The organism is Wenzhouxiangella sp. XN24, assembly GCF_011064545.1.
Taxonomy (GTDB): Bacteria; Pseudomonadota; Gammaproteobacteria; order Steroidobacterales; family XN24; genus XN24.
Genome location: NZ_JAAMFG010000026.1, coordinates 284335 through 307071, shown reverse-complemented (window position 1 = coordinate 307071; position 22737 = coordinate 284335). Strand labels below are relative to the sequence as shown.

Sequence of the window (22737 nt, the reverse complement as noted above, 5' to 3'; positions counted from 1 at the left end):
AACACCCCAATTCCTGCATCAAGCCCTCGGGCGGACGGGCAGACGTTGATGGACTACATATCTGTTGCCATGTCCTGGCCGGCGCGACTCGTCTGCGCGGCGATCCTGTGCTGTGCCGTCTCGATGGGCACACCCGTCGCGGCCCAACAGGTGGACGCTGCCGGGGACAGGCCGGTGCCGGAGAAGACGCTGGAGGGCACACCCGAAGCCCCGGGCAAAGTCGATATACAGCCCGTGGCCAGGGATGATGAGATCAGGCAGCGAATCGCAGATATTCTCGAGACCACCAGCTGGTTTGGCGAGCCCGAGGTGAGTGTCCGGGAAGGCATCGTTTTCCTGCAAGGGACGACGGAGAGCGATGAATCCCGGCAATGGGCCGGGGACCTGGCGAACAACACCGAGGGCGTGGTCGCGGTCGTCAACCAGATCGAGGTGAGGCCCGGCACGGTCTGGAACTTCGATCCAGCCTTCGAGGTGCTGAACGACCTGGCCCGCAACGTGGTGCGCATGTTGCCGCTGATCGTCGTGGCGCTGGTTGTGACTGCGATTTCATGGATCATCGCCAGGTTCACCGTGGGCGGACTGCGGGGGCGCCTGCAAGCCCGGTCACTCAGCCCGCTGCTACGCGAAGTCATCGCCCGGGCCGGCGGCATACTCGTGATGCTGGTCGGCGTGTATCTCGTGCTGCGCATCGCCGGTCTCACGCAGCTCGCCTTCACGGTGGTGGGGGGCACCGGCCTGATCGGCCTGGCGCTGGGCATCGCGTTTCGCGATATCACCGAGAACTTTCTTGCCAGTCTCTTTCTCAGCCTGCAGCAGCCGTTTCGCGAGGGCGACCTGGTCGAAGTCGCCAGCGTCACGGGCTACGTGCAGCGGCTGACTTCTCGCACGACCGTGCTGCTGACGCTCGATGGGAACCAGGTGCAGGTGCCCAATGCGACCGTCTTCAAGAGCACGATTCGCAACTTCACGAGCAACCCGAACCGCCGCGAGGATTTCGTCGTCGGGATCGGCTACGAAGATTCCATTTCTCGTGCCCAGGATGTCGTCCTGAAAGTGCTCGCTGAACATCCGGCTGTCCTCGCCGAACCGGAACCCCTGGTGCTGGTAGAGAATCTTGGATCGGCCACGGTCAACCTGCGGGTTTATTTCTGGCTGGATGGTGCCCGGCATAGCTGGGTGAAAGTGAAATCGTCCGTCATCCGGCTCGTCAAGCGGGCCTTCCAGGATGCAGGCATCTCGCTTCCGGACGAGGCGCGCGAAGTCACCTTCCCGCATGGGGTGCCGGTGCGCATGGTCGAAAGCGCGGGCGCGGCGGAGCCCGGCCGCCCGGTCGGGGCTCAGCCTGAGGCCGAGCCCGAAACGGTCGCGACCCGGGCCGAAGCCGGACTGCAAAGCGAAGCCGGGGAGATCAAGGACCAGGCGCGCAAGTCCTGGACCCCTGGCGAGAATCTTTTGACTCGAGCGTCTACAAAGGACCATGGTTAGAAGCGGGGTTGAGAAGGCCACTTCCGCCAGTTGAGTGGATGCGGCCCCAGAAACGGATCGCATCATGACAACAGCCTCACCTGGCAAGACCCTCCGCCTCATCGCTCGCGTCGCAGCGAGCCTTGGTGCATTGGCGCTGATATACGCTACGGCGGCTCCGCTCATCCATAGCAACGCATGGTGGATACGGGTATTTGATTTCCCGCGCATCCAGATCGCCGTACTGTTAGGGCTGACCCTGGCAGGCTATGCGGCGCTTGGCATTCGGGGACGGTTGCACTGGTGGGAATATGCGTTTGCTGCGGTGGCAGGCCTTGCGCTCGTCTGGCAGCTCGCGGCCATCGCACCCTACACGGCGCTTTATCCCAAGACGATGTCGGACAGCCGTGCCGAAGGCCGGTCCAATCGCATATCGTTCCTGATCTACAACGTACTCGCCGAGAATCGGCAGGCGGCGGCGCTGCGCGATCTCGTTCGCGACAACGATCCCGACATGGTTCTACTCAGCGAGCCGACGCAATGGTGGCTTGAACAACTCGACGGCCTGCAGGACGAATATCCTTTCACGTTGTTCAAGTCACAGGAGAACCAGTATGGAATGCTCCTTTATTCCAGGCTGGAGCTTGTAGATCCAGAGATTCGATTTTTGATCTCTGCGGATATTCCGTCGATCCGCACCAAGGTGCGGCTGCGGTCGGGCAATTTGGTGACTTTCTATGGCGTGCATCCCCGCCCGCCGGGTCTCCGGCGCGCGGAAGGAAAGGGCGGGTCCCAGGACGGTGGCGAGCGTTGGGATTCCGATATGCGAGACGCTGAATTGCTCTCTGTCGCGGCAGAGATAGGTGAATCAGAGGAAGCGCCGGTCATCGTCGCCGGTGACTTCAACGACGTGGCCTGGTCGCGCACCACGCACCTTTTCCAGCGTATCGGGGGGCTGCTCGACCCGCGCGTGGGTCGGGGGTTGCTCAATACTTTCGACACCGGGAACCGGCTCATGCGCTATCCGCTTGATCAAGTCTTCGCCTCGCGGCATTTCCTCCTCGTCGAGCTGCGTCGTCTTCCCGACATCGGTTCAGATCACTTTCCCTTGTTCGTGGCCCTCGATTACGACCCCGACGCATCCGTCGCTAACGAAGAGCCGCAGCGGGACGCTGGCGATGCACAGAAAGCCGAGGAGGCCATCGAGGAAGGGGAGGCCAAGCGCTAGTTGCGCTTCGGGGGTTGCGGATCGCGCTTGACCTATGAAGCCGTCCGCTCCAGTTGAGCCGGCGCGCAGCGCCACCGCGACCTCGAGGTCTTCGAGCCGCTGATGTTCCTCGCTCATGATTCGGCGCCAGCATGCGATCCAGGCGCTCTTTACCTTTGAAATCATTTGCTTGCCCTTCCAGGGCTGGGAAAAGCGGATGGCCGAGGAAAAGCTTGGGCGCAAGCGGTAACTGAGCGCCCCGGAGCAGCGGTTCTCCCTATTGCAAAAATAAACGCTAATCATTAGCATTCGCGTGCCTTTTTTTTCAATAGGATCCATCCAATGCCTTACTCGAAGATTCTTTCCGCCGGCGTCGCGCTGGCGCTGTGCTCGCCTGCGCTGCTGGCGGCCGAAAACGACCGTGAGCCCGCAGCAGAACTCGACACGGTGGAAGTGTTGGGCGGCGGCCGGATGGACCCGTTGCTGCCCGATACCATGCCCTCGGTCGATGACGGCATGGTCTTTTCCGGGAAGAAAACCACGGCCATCGACCTGGAAATCCAGCCGACCTTCGTCGAGCCCAACCTGCGCCAGATGTTCGCGCGCTTGCCCGGCCTGTTCGTGTCGGAGCAGAAGATTCCCAGCATCTACAACGTGAACTATCGTGGCCTGGGCAATCCGCATGAATCGGAGTTCGTCGCCTTTTTCCAGGACTCGGTGCCGCTGGCCTCCGACCTGTTCGGTTACCCGACGATCTATTACCTGCCGCCGGCCCAGCGCGTGGAGCGGGTCGAGTTCGTGCGCGGCGGTTCCGGGCTTTTGTTCGGCCCCCAGGTCGGCCCGACCATCAACTTCATCACCCGTCGCGCCGATGCCGAGGCCGATGCCGGGGGCTCCACCGAGCACAGCTTCGGCACGGACGGGTTCTACAGCACCTATAACCAGGCCCAGTGGGGTGACGGCACCTTCGGCTTGATGGCGAGCTACGACCGCCGCGAGGCCGACGGGCCGCGGCTGAACGAAGACTACCAGGTGGATGCGGGCTACCTCGGCGTGGCCTATGCAGGCATCGACGACGTCCGAATCGGCTTCGATCTGGACCTCTACCAGTCGGATTCCGGCGAGGCGGGGCGGCTGACTTCGGCGGAATTCGCCGCCAATCGCGACCTGACCAAGACGCCGTTCAACCGGGTGGAAATCGACCGGGTCATCGCGACGCTCAGTTACGACCAGCAGCTCAGTGCGGATGCGACGCTGAATGGTCGGGCCTGGTATTCCTACCAGGATCGCTTCAGCCGTCGCTCCGGGGCGTTCATCGATCCCGCCGACGAGCCGGCCACGACCAACATCGACCAGCAGGAATTCAAGACCTTCGGCCTCGACCTGCGCTACGCGCGCGCCTGGGGCGCGGACCACGTCCTGACCGTCGGCACGACCGCCTATCGCACCGACAGTCCGCGCACCCGCCATGTCAGCCCGGACATCCGCTCGAACACCCAGCGTCCCGAAGACCTGTTGTACGACCAGGACCGGGTGATCACCTACAACGCCGTGTTCGTGGAGAACCTGTTCCGCTTCGGCAAACTGAGCCTGGCCCCGGCCGCGCGCTTCGAGCGGGTCAACTATGACCTGTTCGAGAACGTGCAACAGCCCAGCCTGTCGCGCGACCCGATCGACGTGGACGAGACCGAGAACGAGGCGTTGTTCGGTCTCGGGGCGATGTACCAGGTAGGTGAGGTCAGCGAGATCTACGCGAATATCTCCGAGGCCTACCGGCCGCAACGCTTCGACGACCTGGCCAACCCGAGTGCCGAGCTGGCCGCGGAAAACGCGCCCGAGGTCTCCCGTGCCATGAACTACGAGCTCGGCCTGCGCAGCAGTCCGGTGAACGGCCTGGTGCTGGACGTGAGCGTGTTCCGGATCGAAGTCGAGGACAAGGTCGAGCAGATCCAGGTCAACGTCAGCGACGTGCTGCGGGTCAACAGCGGCGATTCCCGCCACCAGGGCCTGGAGTTCAGCGTCGAGTACGATTTCTTCGCGCTCCGGGAGTCGCAGAGCCGGTTGCTCGGCTTCGTGAACGGCTCGCTGCTGGATGCCGAGATCACCCGGAGCGTGAATACCAGCCTGGTGGGCAACACACCGGCGTTCGCTCCGGAGTACCTGGTCCGCACGGGCCTGGTGTACGAAAACGACCGCTGGAAGGTCGCCCTGATCGCGACCCTGGTCGACGAGCAGTTCTGGCAGGACTCCAACCTGCCGCGGGGCACGGGTGACGCGCAGATCGACGCCGTCATTCCTTCCTACCAGGTCGTGGACCTGAATGGCGAGTATCGCGTGACCGATGCCTGGACACTGTTCGGCGGCATCAACAACCTGCTCGACGAGGACTACTACAGCCGGGTTCGCAACGACGGCATCGAGCCGGCTGCGGAGCAGACGTTCCACGCCGGCTTCCGCTTCGAGTTCTGAATAAGGCACCAGGCCGCGGGACGAGGCTCGCTTCGTCCCGCGGTCCCTGGCGGCAGGGTCGCCTGCAGTTTGTCCGGCCCGGGCATTCCGTGGAACCTGGGGCCTGGCCGATGGCCAGCCGGCCGTCCACTACAAGATGCGTCGCGAGCGCGACGGGCACGACGCTGCTCCTGCTTGCGTCCATGCCGATGGCCGGAAATGCTTCGACACGCTGCTAAAGAAGATAATTCGTTAAAAACGACGAATTAAGGTAATAATCTCCTTTAATTCGTCATTATAGGCGATTGATGGCCCCGGCGAAGCATGCTATATATCGTCAGTAACTACGATTTATCGCCTGCGCCATTCGCCATCTGCCATCCCCACGACACATGAAAATTTCCCCTTTACTGACGGATGAAGCGATCCTCGCCGAGCTCGGCGAGCGCCTCGCGCGGCGCCGTATCGAGCTGGAATTGACCCAGGCCGAGGCGGCCGACCAGGCCGGCCTCGGCAAGCGCACGCTGGAGCGCATCGAAGCCGGGGAGTCGACACAGATCTCGAGCCTGTTGCGCCTGCTGCGTGTGCTGGAGCTGTTGCCGCAGCTGGACCAGGCGATCCCGGCCGTCACGCCGGGCCCGATGGAGCTGCTGCGCAACCGCGGGAAGATGCGCCAGCGGGCGCCGGGCCGGCGCGGCACGAAAGCGCCCGAGCGGCCATGGGCCTGGGACAAGGACGCGTGACCAGCATCGCCGAGGTCCGGCTGTGGGGTCGCACCATCGGCGCGGTCACGCTCGCGGACGGTGCTGACGTCGCCGCCTTCCAGTACGACCTGGCATTCGCGCGCAACCAGGACGACCACGTGAAGAACATTGCGTTCCTCATGGACCAGCAGGGACGCTGGTCGCTGTCGCCGGCCTTCGACGTGACCTACAGCTTCAACCCGGACGGGTTGTGGACCGCGACCCACCAGATGACCATCAACGGAAAGCGCGATCACTTCGAGCTGGCGGACTTCAGGGCTTGTGCGCGGACCGCCGGCATGAAGCGCGGCCGGGCGGAAAGCATTCTCGCCGGGGTCGAGCAGGTCGTGGCGCGCTGGCCGACCTACGCCGATGTCGCCGGCGTCCAGCCGGGCCAGCGCGACCGGATCCGGGAAGCGCTGCGGGTCGAAGTACGCTAGCCTTCTCAGCCATTCCCGCGGCCCGCGGGCGCACCGTTGAGGAAACGATCATGACCCTGAAAAACCGCACCCTGTTCATCACCGGCGGCTCGCGCGGCATCGGGCTCGCGATCGCGAAACGCTGCGCCGCCGATGGCGCGAATATCGTGATCGCGGCAAAGACCGCGGTGGAGAATCCCAAGCTGCCCGGCACCATCCACTCGGCCGCGCGCGAGATCGAGGCCGCCGGCGGCAAGTGCCTGCCGCTGCAGGTGGATATCCGCGACGAACAGCAGGTCGCGGGGGCGGTGGGGGCGGCCGTCGAGCACTTCGGCGGCATCGACATCCTCGTCAACAACGCCAGCGCCATCAGCCTGACGAACACCGAGTCCACGCCGATCAAGCGCTACGACCTCATGATGGGCGTGAACACGCGCGGCACGTACCTCGTCACGCAGGCCTGCCTGCCGCGCCTGAAGGACAGCGCCGCCGCCGGGCGCAATCCGCACGTGCTGACTCTTTCGCCGCCGCTGAACATGGACCCGAAGTGGTTCGCGCCGCACGTGGCTTACACCATGGCGAAGTACGGCATGAGCATGTGTGTGCTCGGTCACGCGGAGGAGTTCCGCCCGGCCGGGATCGCGGTGAACGCGTTGTGGCCGCGCACGGCCATCGACACCGCGGCGTTGCAGATGATCCCGGGGATCCGCCCGGAGCATTGCCGCAAGCCGGAGATCATGGCGGACGCGGCTTACCTCGTGCTCACCTCGGACGCGAAGAACACCACCGGCAACTTCTTCATCGACGACGAGGTGCTGGCCGCAGCCGGCGTCACCGACCTGGATTCGTACTCGGTGGTGCCGGGCAGCAAGAAGCTCGTGCCCGACCTGTTCCTCTGAACGCCCGGCCAGCGGCCGGGAAACAGCGCAAGGGTCCGTCTACCTGAGCGCCAGGATGAACAGTCCGCCGCGCGTGTCGCTGACCAGCAGGGTGCCGGAATCCAGATACGGGTAGACGCTCCACGCCCCGTTGAAGCCCCGCGCGTCATTCGGCGGATGGGTGTCGAAGAAGGCGATCTCGTCGATGTCGCCCGCGGCGAGATCCCCGAACTCGAGCACCCGCAGGCCGACGCTGTAGTTGGCCTGGAACAGCCTGTCGCCGAGGACGTACAGGTTATGGTCGGTGGCCGGCGTGTCGGCCTCGTGGGCGTAGAGGTGTTGTGGCGCCGTGAGCTCGGCGAGGTCGAACACGTGGGTGCGGGTCGGCACGCCGAGGTTGAGTTCGTCGAGTTCGTCGCCGAGGAAGAAATAGCGGTGATCCTCCGACAGCCAGCCCTGGTGGGCGTAGACCATGCCGGGGTAGGTGATACTCGCCAGCGTCACGGGTGACGACTTGAGGGTGACGTCGTTGATGGCGAAGCGGTTCTCGTCGGCGCTGACGCAGATCTCGCGCCCTGTGAACTGCGCATCCGGGCCCTGGTAGGTGACGCACTGCGTGTCGTGGGTGTAACGCGGGCCGTGGCAGCCGGCAAACATAGGGTTGTTCGGCGTGCGGATGTCGATGATGTGCAATCCGCCGCCGCAGCTGTTGCTGCCGACGGCATAGGCGAAGCCGGTGTCCTCGTTGATGGCGAGGTTATGGGCGTTGGAGAACTGGAGGTACACGCCGTCCGCGTTGAAGATCTCGGGGGCGGTCACGCCGCGCAGCCTGGTGAGATCGAAGATTTGCATGCCATGTGCGCCGGCGCCGTCGGCCACGATGTAGGCGTGGTCCTGGTAGACCTTGATGTCCCGCCAGGTCGAGGCCACCGTGCGGGTCGGCAGGCGGCCGAGGAACACCGGCGCCAGCGGCTCGGTGACGTCGACGAAGGCAGTGCCGTTGTCCATGCCCATGAGGGCGTATTCCCGTCCGGTGACCGCGTCGGTCCAGGCCCAGAGATCGTTGCCGGCGTTGCCGCCCATCGTGTCCAGCGGCACGCGACCGAGCAGGTCTACGGCGGAACATGGGAATTCGCCCGCCATGCCGTCGAGGCAGTCTGCCGGTCCGGTGGACCAGTCGGGCAGCGAGCCGCCCGGGGGTGGCGTGTGGCCGCCATCGTGATGGCCGTCGCCCCCACCGCCACCGCCGCAGCCGGCGAGCATGGCGAGACACAGGCAGGCAAGGGTAGAGGTTTTCAACGGCTCAGTGCGTCTGCCGCTCGGCGTCCGCATCGATGGCCGCGGCGATCTGCCCGACGAACCGGATCTGCGCCATGCGGCGTTCCTGTTCGTTCGCCTCCGGCCACGCGGCGGAGATCACCACCACGAGCTCGCGCGCGGGGTCGATATGGATGAGCTGGCCGAAGATGCCGCGCGCCTGGAAGGTGCCGTCGCCGAGCGGCCACCACTGGAAGCCGTAGCCGCCGGGGAAGCCGGTGTCGGCCTGGGAGCTCGTCGCGAGTTCCAGCCAGCCCTCCGGCAGCACCGGTTCGCCGTCGATCACGCCGCCTTCGAGGATGAACTGGCCGAAGCGCGCGTAGTCCCGCAGCCCGACCTGGAGGCAACAGCCGCCCTGTTCGTTGCCGATGTCGTCGATCAGCCAGGTCGCGTCGAGTTCCATGCCGTAGGGTCGCCAGATCTCTTCGGCCAGGTAGGCCGACAGCGAGCGGCCGGTGGCGTTCATCACCAGCACGCCCGCGAGGTTGGTCTCGGGCGTCTTGTAGCGCCACAGGGTGCCGGGCTCGGCCTCGCGCTCCATGTCGCGCATGAAGGCGACGGTCGCATCCATGTCGCTTGGCGGCGGGGCACCATAGAGCTTCATGATGTCGGATTCGGGATCGCTGTAGTCCTCGTCGAAGGCGACCCCGGAGGTCATGGTCATGAGCTGGCGGACGGTCACGCCGTCGTAGGCGGAGCCCTGCAGCGTCTCGATATAGTCGGTGACGTCGTCGTCCAGCGAGCCGATGTAGCCGTCGCGGATCGCCGCGCCGACCAGCGTGGAGGTGATGCTCTTCGCCACTGAGAACGACGTCCAGCGGTCGGCCGGCGAATGACCGAGCGCGTAGCGCTCGAGGCGGAGCTTGCCGCCGTGCAGGACCAGCAGCCCGGCGACGTGTTGCTGCGCCAGGAAGGCCTCCAGTTCTGCGGCCAGCGATCCGCCCGGTTCGAAGGCCGCGAGCGGCGGGCCGGCGGGCAGCGCCCGGGGCGTCGACGCAGCGGCGACGGTGCTGGCGGGGAACAGCGCCTCCATGCGGCGGAAGCCGTCACGTTTCTGTTCGAGGTCCCAGTTGAAGACCGCGGTGCCGCGCGTGCTGACGGGCTCCAGCGTACCGGGCATCGCGGCGTCGTCGGCCGCGGCGGGGAGCGCGAGGAGGACACAAGCCGCGAGCATGGCGGCGACGGGAGTACGCTGTTTCATGGCGGGCATTATAATGGCTGATTAGCCGAACGATGGAGCCCAAGCAGGATGAAGTTCAATTCCTTCACGCCGCCGCAGCGAACCCTCATGGGCCCCGGGCCGTCCGACGTGCATCCGCGGGTGCTCGAAGCGTTGGGCCGGCCGACCATCGGCCACCTCGACCCGCAGTTCGTCGCGATGATGGACGAACTCAAGCAGCTGCTGCAGTACGCCTTCCGCACCACCAATCCGTTGACGATCCCGATTTCCGGGCCAGGCTCCGCCGGTATGGAGGCGGCCTTCGTCAACCTGGTCGAGCCGGGCGACACGGTGATCGTTTGCATCAACGGCGTGTTCGGCGGGCGCATGAAGGAAAACGTGGAGCGCTGCGGTGCGACGGCGGTGGTCGTAGAGGACGCATGGGGCGACCCCGTGGATCCGGACAAGGTGTTGCTGGCCCTGACGGAACATCCCGAAGCGAGCGTGCTGGCTTTCGTGCATGCCGAGACCTCGACGGGGGCGCGCTCCGATGCCGAGACCCTGTGCCGCCTCGCCCGTGAGCACGGGTGCCTGGTGATCATGGACGCGGTCACGTCGCTGGGCGGCATCCCGGTGGAGATCGACGCCTGGGGCGTGGATGCCGTGTACTCGGGCTCACAGAAGTGCCTGTCCTGCACGCCGGGGCTGTCGCCGGTCAGCTTTTCCCCCCGGGCCGTCAAGCACATCAGCAGCCGGCTTCACCCGGTGCAGAGCTGGTTTCTCGATCTCAACCTGGTGATGGGCTACTGGGGCGGCGGCGATACGACGCCGAAACGCGCGTATCACCACACCGCGCCGATCAACGCGCTCTACGGGCTGCACGAGTCGCTCGTAATGCTGGCCGAGGAGGGCCTGGAAGCGAGCTGGGCGCGGCATCGGCGGATGCACGATGCGCTGCGCGCGGGGCTCGAGGCCATGGGACTCGAGTTCATCGTGGCCGCACCCTGGCGCCTGCCGCAGCTCAATGCCGTGCGCGTGCCCGCCGGGGTGGACGAGGCCGCGGTGCGCCAGCGCCTGTTGGCCGAGTTCGACCTGGAGATCGGCGGCGGACTCGGCGCCCTGGCGGGCAAGGCGTGGCGCATCGGGCTGATGGGGCATGCCGCGCGGCCCGAGAACGTGCGCCTGTGTGTTCACGCGCTCGGCGTGGCATTGGCGGGCGTGGACGGCGTGGCGCCGGATGCCGGGAACGCGGCGGTGTCCGCTCTGCTGGATGACGCGGCAGCCTGAGCTTTCTGCGGAACATACGGGGGAGAAATGCCGGCTGTTCCGGTAAACTGGCGCGCGGCAACAGTGCTCTCGGGGAGTGTGTTCCATGGCTGACATCCTGTTGCTGTATTCCAGCGTCTACGGGCATGCCGAGCGGATCAGCAAGCGTATCCAGGCCGTGCTGGAGAACCAGGGCCACGGCGTCGATCTCAAGCCCGTGTCCGGGCCCCCTGTGGATCCGCGCGGCTACGACGCCGTGTTGATCGGGGCCAGCATCCGCAACGGCAAGCACAACCCGAAGATCCTCCGGTTCATCGAGCAGCACCGGGAAGTTCTCGACGAGAAGCCGAGCGGTTTTTTCTCCGTGAACCTCGTGGCGCGCAAACCGGAAAAGAACACCCCGGAAACGAATCCCTACACCAAGGCCTTCGTTGCCAAGAGCCCGTGGCAGCCGCGCCTGCTCGGCGTGTTCGGCGGCGACCTGGACTACCAGCGCTATAGCGCTTTCGATCGCAACGTCATCCGCTTCATCATGTGGATCACGAAAGGCCCGACCGATCCCGCCACCAAGGACGAGTACACGGACTGGGACGAGGTCGCCCGCTTTGCCACGCGCTTCGGCGAACTGGCCGGCGGGGCCGGCGGTCCCTCGGGCTGAGGTCGGGTGTCCGGCCTGTTCGGCAGACTTGCGGCGAGCCAGCACCTGCTGGTCGCCGTGTTGTCGGCCTGGCTGATTCTCACCAGCCCCTGGGTGCACATGCTGCGCCGGATTCCGCGTAACGCCGGATTCCTCGATTACGCGCACATCGTGGTCGGGCTTATCGTCCTGGTGCTGGCCGTGACCTTCATGGTGTCCTGCCTGCAACTCGGCCGGTGGCGCCATTATTTCCCTTGGCTGACAGGCAACTTCAGCCCGATCGGCCGCGATGTGCGGGGGCTGTTCCGCGGGCGGATTCCCAGTTCCGAGGGCAGCGGCCTGTTCGGGACGATCAAGGGACTGCTGCTGGTTTCGCTGTTGGCCGCTGCCCTGACGGGCGCGGGTTGGCTGCTGTTCGAGGGTAGCGCCGAGGCCGTGCACTGGCGCCGCTACCATATCGCCGCCGCTCAGCTGATGATCGTATGCTACGTACTGCACATCGTTGCGGCCTCGCTGCACCTGCTCGAATTCATCAGGGAGTGAATCGAATGACTGACAATAACAACGCCGGTGGCACGCATCGCTGGCGCTTCTTCCGCTATGGGGGCTTCGACCAGGTCGCGATCGAGACGGCCGACGATCTGCGGCACCTCGGGGAACTCGATCCTAAGCTGTGGACCGCCCTCAGCTGCCCGGTCGGCGGACTGGAATTCGATACGCGCACCCTCGCGATTCTCGACAGCGACGGCGACGGGCAGATCCGGGTTCCCGAGATCCTCGCCGCTGTGAACTGGGCCTGCGCCATGCTCAAGGATCCGCAGATCCTTTTCGAGGACGGCGAACTGCCGCTGGCGGCCATCGACGACAGCCATGCCGAGGGGGCCGTGGCCCGGGCGGCTGCCAACAAGATCGCGGCGTACCTCGACAAGGCGGAGACGGGGCGCCTCGCGGTCGATGATTTCGCCGACATGACACGCCTGTTCGCCGCCGACCAGCTCAACGGCGACGGCGTCGTGCCGGCCGCCCTCGCGCCGGACGAGTCGCTCAAGGCGGTGATCGAGAGCGTCATCGCGACCCAGGGTGGCGTGCCTGACCGCAGCGGCGAACCCGGGATCACGGCCGAGACGCTGGACGCCTTCGCGGCCCAGGCCGCGGACGTGCTGCAGTGGCGCCGCAAGAGCGCCGAGTCCGCGGACCTGGTGCTGCCGCTCGGCGAAAACACCGCGAGCGCGGCTGCCGTGCTGGATGCCGTGGCGGCGAAGGTCGATGACTACTTCGCGCGCTGCCGCCTCGCGGCCTACGACGAGCGCGCGGCGGAGATGCTGAATCCCCCGGTGACGGTCTATGCCGCGCTCGGCAACCGCGCGATCGACCGCGGGGACGAGGAAGTGGCGGCCCTGCCGCTCGCGGAAATCGGCGCCGGTCGGCCGCTGCCGCTCGCGGACAACCTCAATCCGGCCTGGGCGGAACGTATCGCGCAGCTGCACGACGAGGTCGTGGAGCCCTTGATGGGCACTCGCGAGACGTTGTCGGAGCCGGATTGGATCGAGCTGGTCGCCAGGTTCGCGGCGTTTCGCGCCTGGATGGCCGAGCGACCCGAGGGTCCCGTCCACGATGTGGACGCCGCGGTTCTCGAGCAGGTGGTGGAGGGCGATGCCGCGGAGCGGCTCGGGGCATTGCTCACGCGCGATACGGAGGCCGAGGCTTCGGCGGCGAACATCGACACGGTCGAGCGCCTGGTGCGGTACCAGCGCGATCTCGTCACGTTGCTGCGAAATTTCGTCACCCTGAGCGACTTCTACGGCGGCGAGCGCAAGGCCATGTTCCAGGCGGGGACGCTCTACCTCGACCAGCGCAGCTGCGAACTGGTCATGCAGGTCAACGACATGGCGAAGCATGTCTCGCTGGCGCCTTTCAGTGGCTGTTATCTCGTCTACTGCAATTGCGTGCGCACAGATGCGGCTCCGATGATCATCGTCGCGGCTCTCACGGGGGGCGAGGTCGACGAGTTGATGGTGCCGGGCCGCAACGGCGTGTTTTACGACCGGGCAGGCCGGGACTGGAAAGCGACGGTGACCAAGGTCGTGGAACAGCCGGTCAGCATCCGCCAGGCATTCTGGTCGCCGTACCGGCGCATCGGCACGTTCGTCGAGACCCAGTTGCGCAAGTTCGCGGCGGCGCGCGACAAGGATATCGAAAGCAAGGGCACGAGCGGCCTGGGCAGCGCGGCGACGGCCACGGCCGGGGGCAAGGCGCCGGCGGCGCCGCCTTTCGACATCGCCAAGTTCGCCGGTATCTTTGCCGCCATCGGGCTCGCGGTGGGCGCGATCGGCACGGCGCTGGCCGCGGCGATCGCCGGGCTGTTCACCCTGGCCTGGTGGCAGCTGCCGCTCGTCGCGGTCGTGGTGATCCTGGTGATTTCGGGGCCGTCGATGCTGCTGGCCTACATGACGCTGCGGCGCCGCAATCTCGGCCCGTTGCTGGATGCCAACGGCTGGGCGATGAATGCCCGGGCGCGGATCAACGTGCCCTTCGGCGGCGCGTTGACGGGGGTGGCACGCCTGCCGAGCGGCGCCACGCGATCCCTGCGTGATCCTTACGCGGACAGGAAACGGCCGTGGAAGACGGTGCTGTTCCTGGTCCTGCTGGTCGTGCTGGCGATCGTGCTCTGGCGCGAGGGCGTATTCGTCAGCTTCATGGCGGGCGACTAGGAGGCCGGCTTCAGGCCAGCAGTTCGGCAAGGGCGGCCCGCACGGCGGCCGGCACGCGTTCCTGCAGGCGCTCGGGCCGCGCCAGTTGCGCGGCGATGAGGCGGGTCGCAAACGGGCGCGCCGAGTCGACGATGTCGATGTCGGGATAGATCGCCTGCGCCACGCCCTCGACCGTGACCAGCGCCTTGATGAGCAGCCCGTAGCCGGCCGGAATCGCGATCCGGAAATCGGCCAGCATGCCCAGGAAGCCGAGCGCGAAGCCGCGGATGTCGGGGCGCTCCCCGCGGCCGAGGTGTTCGCGCATCAGCGCGGCGACGGCGTCGTGGACGGCAGGCGCCTGCTCCTCGGTCACCTCGAGGCCGAGGAGGCGGGAGTAATGCAGGGCGCGGGCCGCGTCGCCGTACACCGTCGCCGCCAGCACCTGGGCGATGGCGATGCGCTGGGCCGGCGTGGTGCGTCCCGTGATGCCGAAATCGAGATAACAGATGCGGCCGTCGGTCGTGACCATCAGGTTGGCCGGGTGCAGGTCGGCGTGGTAGCGGCCGTGCACCAGGACCTGGCGCATGAAGACCTCCGCGCCGTGCGCGGCCAGCCGCCTGGCGTCGATGCCGCTGCGGTGCGCGTCATCCAGCTTGTCCAGCGTCCAGCCGTCGGCGAACTCCGTCGTCAGCACGCGGCGGGTCGTGTGCCGCCACACGACCCTGGGCACGGCGATCAAGGGGTCGTCGGCAAAGTCGCGCGCGAAGCGGTCGGCGACGCGTCCCTCGTTGCGCAAATCGACTTCGCTGGCCAGGGCGCGGCGAAACTCCTCCAGCAACGCGCCCGGTCGCAGGCGCGCGATGCGGGACACTCTCTCGAGCCGGCGGGCCCAGCGCTGCGCCACGGCGAGGTCCGCTTCGATCGTCGCCTCGATGCCGGGCCGCACGACCTTCACCGCCACGCGGCTGCCCGCCGCCAGCGTGGCGCCCGCGACCGTGCGATAAGGCCTGGCCAGGCGGGCGGCATGTACCTGGGCGATGGACGCGGTCGCGATCGGTTGGGTGTCGAAGGATGCGAAGACCGTATCGGGCGACGCCCCGAATTCCGCCGTCAGAATGGCGCGCACCGCATCGATTGGCACGGGCGGAACCCGGTCCCGCAGGCGCTCGAGTTCAAACACGGTTTCCGGCGCGAAGACGTCGGGACGCACCGAAGCGAGTTGCCCCAGCTTGATGAAGGTCGGTCCCAGCTCTTCGCATGCGAGGCGCAGTTGCAATGCGACCGCCTGGCGCCGCCGCTGTCCGCGCCGCAGGCCGCAGCGCGTGTGCCAGGCCGCGGCGATGAGACGGCGCAGGACGACCGCGGCGATGGCACGGCCCCGTGCGCTCATGGCGCTAGTTTCCGGAGCGGGCGGCGATGGCGTCCACCGACGCCTGCAGCGATTCGATGCTCCCGCGCAACTCGGCGAGCTCGAAACGCATCGCCTCGAGCTGCCTGGCAAGGTCCTCCCGCGACCCGGCGCTATCGTGATCCGGGTTGGCGAGCGATGCCTTGAGCTTTTCCTTCTCCTCGGCGACCAGTGCCGCAAGCCCGTCGACGAAGGCCTCGGGGCCCTGGTCCAGTTCGCCCGGCGCAAGCTCGCGCCCCCGGCCGACCGACGCTTTCCATCCCTCGTCGGCCGTCTCGTGAATCAAAGCCCAGGCCGCGAGCATGCGCATTACATCGTTCATGGCGACGTCCTTGTTCGGGGGTTACTTCTGTTGCCAGTTGCCCGGCGCCGTACGGTACCACCATCCTTCGCTGGCGCGGTCGATCCAGCGCTGCGCGAACGTGTCGCGGATGTCGTCTTCCCATTCCGGCTTGTCATTGGCCTCGGCGATGGCGCGATACAGGTCATTGCGGTCGCGGTTTTCCGCCTCGACCAGCTGGCGCAGGGTGTTGCGCTCGGCGAGCGGCACCTGGTTGCGATCGCGAATCGCCAGCAGGCCGTCGGCGGTGAGGCCGATGGCGCCCGCCTCGTAATACGGCTTGAGCTTCTGGTGACGCGCGCTCATCGAGCCGGTCAGGGCGCGGATCTCCGGCGTCTCGATCTCGATGTCCTGGGCTTCGGCGCGGGGTACGACGATGTCGAGCAAGCCCGTCGCCGCAAGGCGGATCATCGTGACGGGCGCGAACGGTCCGTCGGGCGACTGCAGGCGGCCCTGGGGCTCTTCATCGGGCGGCACGGAATCGCGCGGCGCGCTATCCTGGCCCCAGACATCGGAGATGATCCGGTCGGCGGCTTTCTCGGCCTGGGCGGCTGGAAAATAGACGTTGATGGTGACGCAGGCGGCCGTGAAAATCGCGGCAGCCAGCAATACGTTGAATCTCAGGCGGCGCATCGGCGGTCTCCCTGGCTGAATCGTGCTTCGGCCAAAGCATACGCGCGATGCGCGCGCCTTGCCCGTGATTGGGAGATCATCGCACCTCCGGCCCTTCCGAAGCCATGATCGCGGCCACCTGCTCCACCAGGGTGGGCCAGCTGACCCGGCGCGCGAAGCCGACGACGTCGATGCGGGGCAGGCCGCTGCCGCGCAGGATGACGTAGCCGTTCTCGAGCGGCGCGAGTCCCGACATCTCGCAGACGTCGCCCTCGAGGCGACAGCCGAGGGCAAAGGCGTCGTAGGAGAACGCCTCGAACAGGCCGAGAAAGCCGGTCGACAAGCCGCTGCCGCCACCGCCGAGCCTGGCGATGTTGTCCACGGCGCGCTGGCTGATGCGCCGGGGCGACCGGTCTCCCGGCGGCGTCTGCACCCGGGCCTCGAAAGCCACCGGCCGCCAGTCGATCAATTCCAGGCCGTGCACGTGGCCCTCGACACGTCCTGTCATCGAGCCGAAGGACAATACTTCGGTGAGTTCGGCCAGCGCCAGGTTGCGCAATTCGATTTCGGCCGTCAGTCGCGACGGTGAAGCGAAGATGCGTTCCGCGCGCAAGTCGCGAATCTCCGCCGTGCCGCCGAACAGCTCGGCCCTGAACGCCCCCTCCAGTGCCATGCTGCCGTCGCGGTAGCTCAACCCGGGCAGGTGGCCCGACAGCTGGCCCGGCAACGGCGGCCAGTCGAGCACGCGCGAAAGGGCGCGCATGTCGACTGGCCTCAGGCGCGCGTCGAACAGGATTCCAGGTTCTCCGTGCAGCCAGTCCGCGATCTCGAACGTGTCGATTTCCAGCGCACCGCCCAGCACCGGAATCGCGACGGGGGACGCCAGCGCCCAGCGGTTCTCGCCGCCGCGGAGGCCGACCTCGGCGGCGCCGAAGGGTATCCCGGCGAGAAATCCACCCTCCCACTCCAGGTCGAGCGCGCCTTCGCCGCGCGAGCCGTCCGGCGCCGAGCGGGCCCAGGCCAGCGTCCCGGACAGGTCGTAGATGGCGAGCCGCGCGGCACGGTCATCGAGGTCTACCGCCACCAGCTCGAGGTCCAGGGTCGCCAGCGCGTGATCCGTGATCGTCAGTTCGCCGCGCAACAACCCGGCGGTCTCCAGGTCGCCGAGCGGCGTCGTCGCCAGGTAAGGCTGCAAGCCGATATCGTAGGCGGCCGGCAGGCGCGCTTCCACGAGGTGCAGGCGACCGGCCTGGACCTGCCAGGCCGCTCCCGGCTTGCGCCGCAGCTCGGCCTCGGCGGACGCATGCAGTACCTCGTCCTGTTCGACGACCAGCGTGTCGATGGTCACCCGCTCATCGGTGGCGGTGCCGCGCAGGGAGGCTTGCAGGGAATGGGTGGCGAGCTCGGCGTACAGCGGTTCGGCGTAGAACTCCCCGGCGGTGACGGCGCCACGGGCATCGAAGGCGAGCCCGTCGTTCTCGGGCCATGCGGAGCCGCGCAATTCGACGTCGAGTCCCGCAGCAGCCAGGGTGCCGGCGGCATTCGCGCCGCCGAGGCCCGCCCCCGACAGGCGAAAGACCAGGGAGGGCAAGGGTGCGACGGCGCCGGCGGGCCGCGCGGCGGCATCACCCTCGGCGACGACGGAGAACGACACCCCGCCGTCCAGCGGCGGCCATGCCTGGCCCAGCTGCTCCGCCACCGGCGCGAAACGAGTCAGCGGCCAGTCGTGGCCCTCGAGGCGCACGCGCCAGCCGGCCGCCGAGAACTGTCCGGAGACCGCCATGCGGCCGGCCTCGCCATCGGCCGTCTCGAGGCGCCAGTCGAGGGCGGCGGAGTGGCGCGCGTAACCGAGCCGGCCCGTGAGCGCGAAGGGCCAGTCCCCCGGGTCGAGCGACAGGCGGCCGCAGTGGATCCGCTGTTCGGTGAGCACGAGGTCGTGGCACTCGCCGCGAATGTCGATGAGCCGGCCGATCGGGGCCGGCAAGTCGATCCAGCCGGCCGTGAACTCGGCGGACAGCTGCCCGGCTGCGCCGCGCCGCAGGCCGATGTGCAGCTCGCCGGCGCGCCATCCGTCGCCCTCGATGGCGGCCACGCCGACCCGCAGGCCGGCATCGCCCGCCGCCGGGGCGCTCGTCGCACACATCAGCCCCGCCACGATCCATGACCGGATCGCCGGGACCGCCCGATAGCGCCAGCCGCGCAATCCGCACTCCCTCGTGGTGTTCCCTTCCAGTATAGCCAGTACCCGGAAACCCCTGCGCCGGGTGCCAACGGCCTTCGCGGATGTTAGCTTGGCACGCTAGACAGCTCGCCAACTCGCCAGCGAAGGATCCAGGCATGTCCGTCATCCCGGAATGGTTCAAGATCGTCTACACGCTCGCCGTGCTGGCCTTCGTCGTAATCTACTGGCGTCGGTACGGCCCGGCCAATTTCCTCTGGTTCTCCGATATCGCGTTCATCGGCGCGGCGCCGGCCATGTGGCTGGAGAGTCCCCTGGCAGCGGGCGTACTGGCCTGCATGGTGCTGCTGCCCGAAGTCCTGTGGAACGTCGATTACGTTTTGCGCCTGATCCTGCGCCGTCGGATCACGGGCCTGACGGAGTACATGTTCGACCCGACGATCCCGCTCTGGCTGCGGAGCGTCTCCCTGTTCCATGTTCCGCTGCCGCTGGTGCTCCTGTGGCTGGTCGCAGCCTATGGGTATCCGGCGATGTCGCTGGCCGTCACGGTGGCGGCGGGCGGGCTGGTGCTGGTGCTGAGCTTCGTGTTCAGTTCGCCCGGGAAAAACATCAACTGGGTCTACGGCCTCGGACGGGTGCAGGAACGGCTGCCCCGGCCTCTCTACCTCGGGTTGCAATACGTCGGGCTCGTGGCCTTCGTGTTCATTCCGAGCCACTGGTTGCTGGGGTGGCTCTTCCCGACGGGGTGATCTCGGCATCCACGTCAACCGGGCGGCGTGCGGGGTTGACGCTCGGGAAGCGGTGCGCGCCATAGCGCAGCAGCAAAACGGCCACGGCCAGGATCAGCACGGCGCCAGTCGTCACCAGGATGCGCATCTCGCTCAGGTCCTCTGCGCTGATCAGCTTCCGGGTCATCACCGTGATCGTGATGTAGAGCAGGAACTCGACCGGCAACTCGTCGGTGCGGAAATAAATGCCGACCATCGCGCCGAGTTCCAGGTAGATGAACAGCAGCAGGATGTCATGCAGCGTCGCCTCCCCGGCGGCAATCATCTCCAGCAGAAACGACAGCGCGGACCAGAAGATCGCCGCGCCGATGATGAACAGCGCAAGCACATGAAATGCCTCCACGAGCCGGTCGCCGACGCGCTCCGCAATGTTCTTCGCCTGCAGTTCGGCCTGCTCGCCTCTTTCCAACACGCCCATCGCTAAGTTCTCCCGCCGCTCAAAGCACTGAGACTAGCGCAAATCGGCGGACAGAAGCGGCTTTCGGCAGTGTGTCAGCCCACGGCGTGGCGGCGGCCTTCGATCGCCTCCCGGGGAGAACGGAGGACGATGTCCAGCGCCTCGGGATGGCGGTGCGGGTGGTCGGTGTTGAAATGCGCACCCCGACTTTCCTTGCGTAACGCAGCGCTCTGCGCGATCAGGCCGGCCACGCAGGCGAGGTTGCGCAGGGCCAGCAGGCGGCGATCCGGCGCATGGCGTGCGCAGAGCGTCTCGACGCGGTGCTGCAGTTCGCCGAGTCCGGCCACCGCGCCGGCCAGTCCCGTGTCGCTGCGCACGATCCCGGCCTCCCGCGAGAGGATCCGGCGGATCCCTGCGGCGAGTCGTTGCGCTTCCCTGCGAGCCGCTGCCGGTGTCCTGGCCGGCAAGCGCTGCGGCGTGTCCGTCAACGACGTATCCGGCAGGCCCGCGGGGGAAGCCGGAGTGGCGAGGATATCGGCCGCGGCGGCTGCGCCGAATACCAGGCCTTCCAGCAACGAATTACTGGCCAGGCGATTGGCGCCGTGCAGCCCGGTCCAGGCGACCTCGCCGACGGCATAGAGGCCCGCGATATCAGTGTCTCCGGAGGCTCCGGTCACCACGCCGCCGCAGGTGTAATGTGCGGCCGGCGCCACCGGCATCGGGGCGCGCGTGATGTCGATTCCGAGCGCGGCGCAATGCGCCAGGGTATTGGGGAAGCGCGTGCGGATCCGCGTTGCGTCGAGATGGCTGATGTCGAGCCAGACGGAGTCCAGGCGATGTGAACGCATCTCGGCGTGGATGGCGCGAGCCACGACGTCGCGTGGCGCGAGTTCGCCGCGCGGATCATGGCGGAACATGAAACGTTCGCCATTCGGCAGGCGCAGCTGGCCACCGTCGCCGCGGATGGCCTCGGTCACGAGCCAGCCGTCCGACTGCGGATGGCGCAACGCGGTGGGATGGAACTGGACCATCTCCATGTTGGCGATGCGGCAGCCCGCCCGCCAGGCGAGCGCGATTCCGTCGCCCACGGGGCGCGTGCTGTTGGTGGAGATCTCGAAGGCACCCGAGGCCCCGCCCGTCGCGAGCACGACATGGGTGGCTGATAGCGTGATGATCCGCCCGGCCTGCGCGTCATACACGCGCGCCCCGTTGCAGATCGTGCGGCCGCTTGCGGAGACCGCCACGATGAGTTCTGCCGCCACGTGGTCGCGCAGCAGCCTGACGCGCGGATGCGTCGCAAGGCGCTCGGCCAGGGCGGCCATCACGACGCGTCCCGTGGCATCGGCCGCGTGCACGATGCGGCGTCGGCGGTGGCCGCCTTCCTGCGCCAGGTCGAGCATGTCCTGCGCCCGGTCGAAGGTGACGCCCCGGGAGACGAGCCAGGCGATGGCCGAGGGGGCGGCCTCGACAGTCATGCGAGCCGCAGCCTCGCGAACCAGGCCGGCGCCTGCGCCCAGCGTATCCTCGAGGTGCAGCGCCGGCGAATCGTCCGGGGCCAGTGCGGCGGCGATGCCGCCGAGGGCCTGGGCGCTGGCCGACGTGTCGAGCGGGGTCGCGCACAGCACGGCCACCCGCCGGCCGGCCTCGGCGAGGCGCAGCGCCACGCTGGCGCCGGCGATGCCCGCGCCGACGACGAGGACGTCGGCATGCATGGCCCGGTTCATGCGACAGCCAGCATCGCTTCCACGGCGCGGCGCGCCCGCGCCCCGGTTTCGGGAGCGACATGGACTTCGTGTGTCCGCGTCTCCAGGGCGCGCAGGATGTTCGGCAGGGTGATGCGCTTCATGTGCGGGCAGAGATTGCAGGGCCGGATGAATTCCACCTCGGGAAACTCGACGGCGACGTTGTCGCTCATCGAGCACTCGGTGATCATCACGACCCGGTTCGGACGATGGTCGCCGACCCAGTCGATCATGCCCTTGGTGGAACCGACGAAGTCGGCCTCTTCCAGCACGTCGGGCGGGCATTCCGGATGGGCGATCACCTGGATGCCCTCCCAGCGCTTGCGGTAATCCCGCAGTTCGGCGCCAGTGAAGCGCTCGTGGACTTCGCAGGTGCCGTGCCAGAGGATGAGTTCGACGCCGGTCTGGGCCGCGACGTAGCGCCCCAGGTAGTTGTCCGGCAGGAAGATCACGCGATCCACGCCGAGCGATTCGACGATCCGGACCGCGTTGCCGGAGGTGCAGCAGATGTCGGACTCGGCCTTCACATCGGCGCTCGTGTTGACGTAAGTGACCACCGGGACGCCCGGGAAGCGCTCCTTGAGCAGGCGCACGTCGGCGCCGGTGATGGACGCCGCCAGCGAGCAGCCGGCCTCGAGATCCGGGATCAGGACGGTCTTGTCCGGACAGAGAATCTTCGACGTCTCGGCCATGAAATGCACGCCGCACTGGACGATGATGTCCGCGTCGGTCTCTGCGGCCTGGCGGGCGAGGCCCAGCGAATCGCCCGTGTAATCGGCGACGCCATGGAAGATCTCGGGCGTCTGGTAGTTATGCACCAGCAGCACGGCATTCATCTCGCGCTTGAGCTTGTTGATGGCGGCGATGTACGGCGCGTGCACGCCCCATTCGACCTCCGGAATGACATGCCGGAGGCTCTCGTAGATCGGCCGGGTCTGGCGGGCGATCTCGGGCGTGTAGTGGAGTTGTGCTGTCATAGGCTTATACTCAATGTGAGCAATACAAGGCGTCAAAAAAAGGCCTGTTGTCGGCCTGGGGGT

Annotated in this window: 20 protein-coding genes; 11 read left to right on the top strand and 9 right to left on the bottom strand. The window is 67.1% G+C overall.

The window, feature by feature from the left end:
• Positions 1–48 precede the first annotated feature (48 nt).
• The 6 genes from G6032_RS04275 to G6032_RS04250 all read left to right on the top strand — a co-directional run bounded on the left by G6032_RS04275 (position 49) and on the right by G6032_RS04250 (position 7183).
• Positions 49–1488 (top strand): mechanosensitive ion channel family protein, encoded by a 1440-nt coding sequence (locus G6032_RS04275; protein WP_206211789.1) that lies wholly within the window; start codon positions 49–51, stop codon positions 1486–1488.
• Between the two features lie 64 nt (positions 1489–1552).
• Positions 1553–2695, top strand: a complete 1143-nt coding sequence (locus G6032_RS04270; protein ID WP_165280887.1) for an endonuclease/exonuclease/phosphatase family protein — start codon at positions 1553–1555, stop codon at positions 2693–2695.
• A gap of 321 nt (positions 2696–3016) precedes the next feature.
• Positions 3017–5143, top strand: coding sequence for a TonB-dependent receptor (locus G6032_RS04265; protein ID WP_165280886.1), 2127 nt, complete (start codon positions 3017–3019; stop codon positions 5141–5143).
• Positions 5144–5514: 371 nt separating this feature from the next.
• On the top strand, positions 5515–5865 hold the full coding sequence (locus G6032_RS04260; protein ID WP_165280885.1) for a helix-turn-helix transcriptional regulator: 351 nt from the start codon (positions 5515–5517) through the stop codon (positions 5863–5865).
• Positions 5862–6305 carry a HipA domain-containing protein gene (locus G6032_RS15795; protein WP_346763753.1) on the top strand — a complete coding sequence of 148 codons (444 nt, stop codon included), beginning with the start codon at positions 5862–5864 and terminating at the stop codon, positions 6303–6305. Before G6032_RS04260 ends, G6032_RS15795 begins: the two co-directional genes overlap by 4 nt.
• A 50-nt stretch (positions 6306–6355) precedes the next feature.
• Entirely contained in the window at positions 6356–7183 is an 828-nt protein-coding gene (locus tag G6032_RS04250) for an NAD(P)-dependent oxidoreductase (RefSeq protein ID WP_165280883.1), read from the top strand.
• Between the two features lie 39 nt (positions 7184–7222).
• On the opposite strand, the gene G6032_RS04245 is transcribed toward G6032_RS04250, so the two are convergent.
• Together G6032_RS04245 and G6032_RS04240 are read right to left on the bottom strand one after the other, a co-directional pair.
• Positions 7223–8461 carry a choice-of-anchor B family protein gene (locus G6032_RS04245; protein WP_165280882.1) on the bottom strand — a complete coding sequence of 413 codons (1239 nt, stop codon included), beginning with the start codon at positions 8459–8461 and terminating at the stop codon, positions 7223–7225.
• Between the two features lie 4 nt (positions 8462–8465).
• Positions 8466–9680 (bottom strand): serine hydrolase, encoded by a 1215-nt coding sequence (locus G6032_RS04240; protein ID WP_165280881.1) that lies wholly within the window; start codon positions 9678–9680, stop codon positions 8466–8468.
• Positions 9681–9728: 48 nt separating this feature from the next.
• Here G6032_RS04240 and G6032_RS04235 point away from each other — a divergent pair, with 48 nt between their 5' ends.
• The 4 genes from G6032_RS04235 to G6032_RS04220 all read left to right on the top strand — a co-directional run bounded on the left by G6032_RS04235 (position 9729) and on the right by G6032_RS04220 (position 14252).
• Positions 9729–10925, top strand: a complete 1197-nt coding sequence (locus G6032_RS04235) for an alanine--glyoxylate aminotransferase family protein (protein WP_165280880.1) — start codon at positions 9729–9731, stop codon at positions 10923–10925.
• 85 nt (positions 10926–11010) lie between these two features.
• A complete protein-coding gene (gene hemG / locus G6032_RS04230; RefSeq protein ID WP_165280879.1) occupies positions 11011–11562 on the top strand; it encodes a menaquinone-dependent protoporphyrinogen IX dehydrogenase in 552 nt (183 codons plus the stop codon).
• 6 nt (positions 11563–11568) lie between these two features.
• The gene (locus G6032_RS04225) at positions 11569–12084 is read left to right on the top strand and encodes a cytochrome b/b6 domain-containing protein (protein ID WP_165280878.1); all 516 of its coding nucleotides are present in this window, start codon (positions 11569–11571) and stop codon (positions 12082–12084) included.
• Positions 12085–12089: 5 nt separating this feature from the next.
• Complete coding sequence (locus G6032_RS04220) at positions 12090–14252, top strand: hypothetical protein (protein ID WP_165280877.1); 2163 nt, start codon at positions 12090–12092, stop codon at positions 14250–14252.
• 10 nt (positions 14253–14262) lie between these two features.
• On the opposite strand, the gene G6032_RS04215 is transcribed toward G6032_RS04220, so the two are convergent.
• From G6032_RS04215 to G6032_RS04200, 4 genes are all read right to left on the bottom strand, one after another.
• Positions 14263–15621, bottom strand: coding sequence for an AarF/UbiB family protein (locus G6032_RS04215; RefSeq protein ID WP_165280876.1), 1359 nt, complete (start codon positions 15619–15621; stop codon positions 14263–14265).
• 4 nt (positions 15622–15625) lie between these two features.
• Positions 15626–15961 (bottom strand): hypothetical protein, encoded by a 336-nt coding sequence (locus G6032_RS04210; RefSeq protein ID WP_165280875.1) that lies wholly within the window; start codon positions 15959–15961, stop codon positions 15626–15628.
• 21 nt (positions 15962–15982) lie between these two features.
• On the bottom strand, positions 15983–16612 hold the full coding sequence (locus G6032_RS04205) for a YdbL family protein (protein ID WP_165280874.1): 630 nt from the start codon (positions 16610–16612) through the stop codon (positions 15983–15985).
• A gap of 76 nt (positions 16613–16688) precedes the next feature.
• Positions 16689–18794: a hypothetical protein gene (locus tag G6032_RS04200; RefSeq protein ID WP_165280873.1), complete on the bottom strand. Its 2106-nt coding sequence runs from the start codon at positions 18792–18794 to the stop codon at positions 16689–16691.
• Between the two features lie 134 nt (positions 18795–18928).
• On the opposite strand from G6032_RS04200, the gene G6032_RS04195 reads away from it, so the two are divergent.
• Entirely contained in the window at positions 18929–19519 is a 591-nt protein-coding gene (locus tag G6032_RS04195) for a membrane-associated protein (protein WP_165280872.1), read from the top strand.
• Here G6032_RS04195 and G6032_RS04190 read toward each other — a convergent pair.
• The 3 genes from G6032_RS04190 to nadA all read right to left on the bottom strand — a co-directional run bounded on the left by G6032_RS04190 (position 19473) and on the right by nadA (position 22674).
• A complete protein-coding gene (locus tag G6032_RS04190; RefSeq protein WP_165280871.1) occupies positions 19473–19976 on the bottom strand; it encodes a phosphate-starvation-inducible PsiE family protein in 504 nt (167 codons plus the stop codon). The genes G6032_RS04195 and G6032_RS04190 overlap by 47 nt on opposite strands.
• A 74-nt stretch (positions 19977–20050) precedes the next feature.
• On the bottom strand, positions 20051–21667 hold the full coding sequence (gene nadB, locus G6032_RS04185; RefSeq protein ID WP_165280870.1) for an L-aspartate oxidase: 1617 nt from the start codon (positions 21665–21667) through the stop codon (positions 20051–20053).
• 8 nt (positions 21668–21675) lie between these two features.
• Positions 21676–22674, bottom strand: a complete 999-nt coding sequence (nadA, locus tag G6032_RS04180) for a quinolinate synthase NadA (protein ID WP_206211787.1) — start codon at positions 22672–22674, stop codon at positions 21676–21678.
• Positions 22675–22737: the final 63 nt, after the last annotated feature.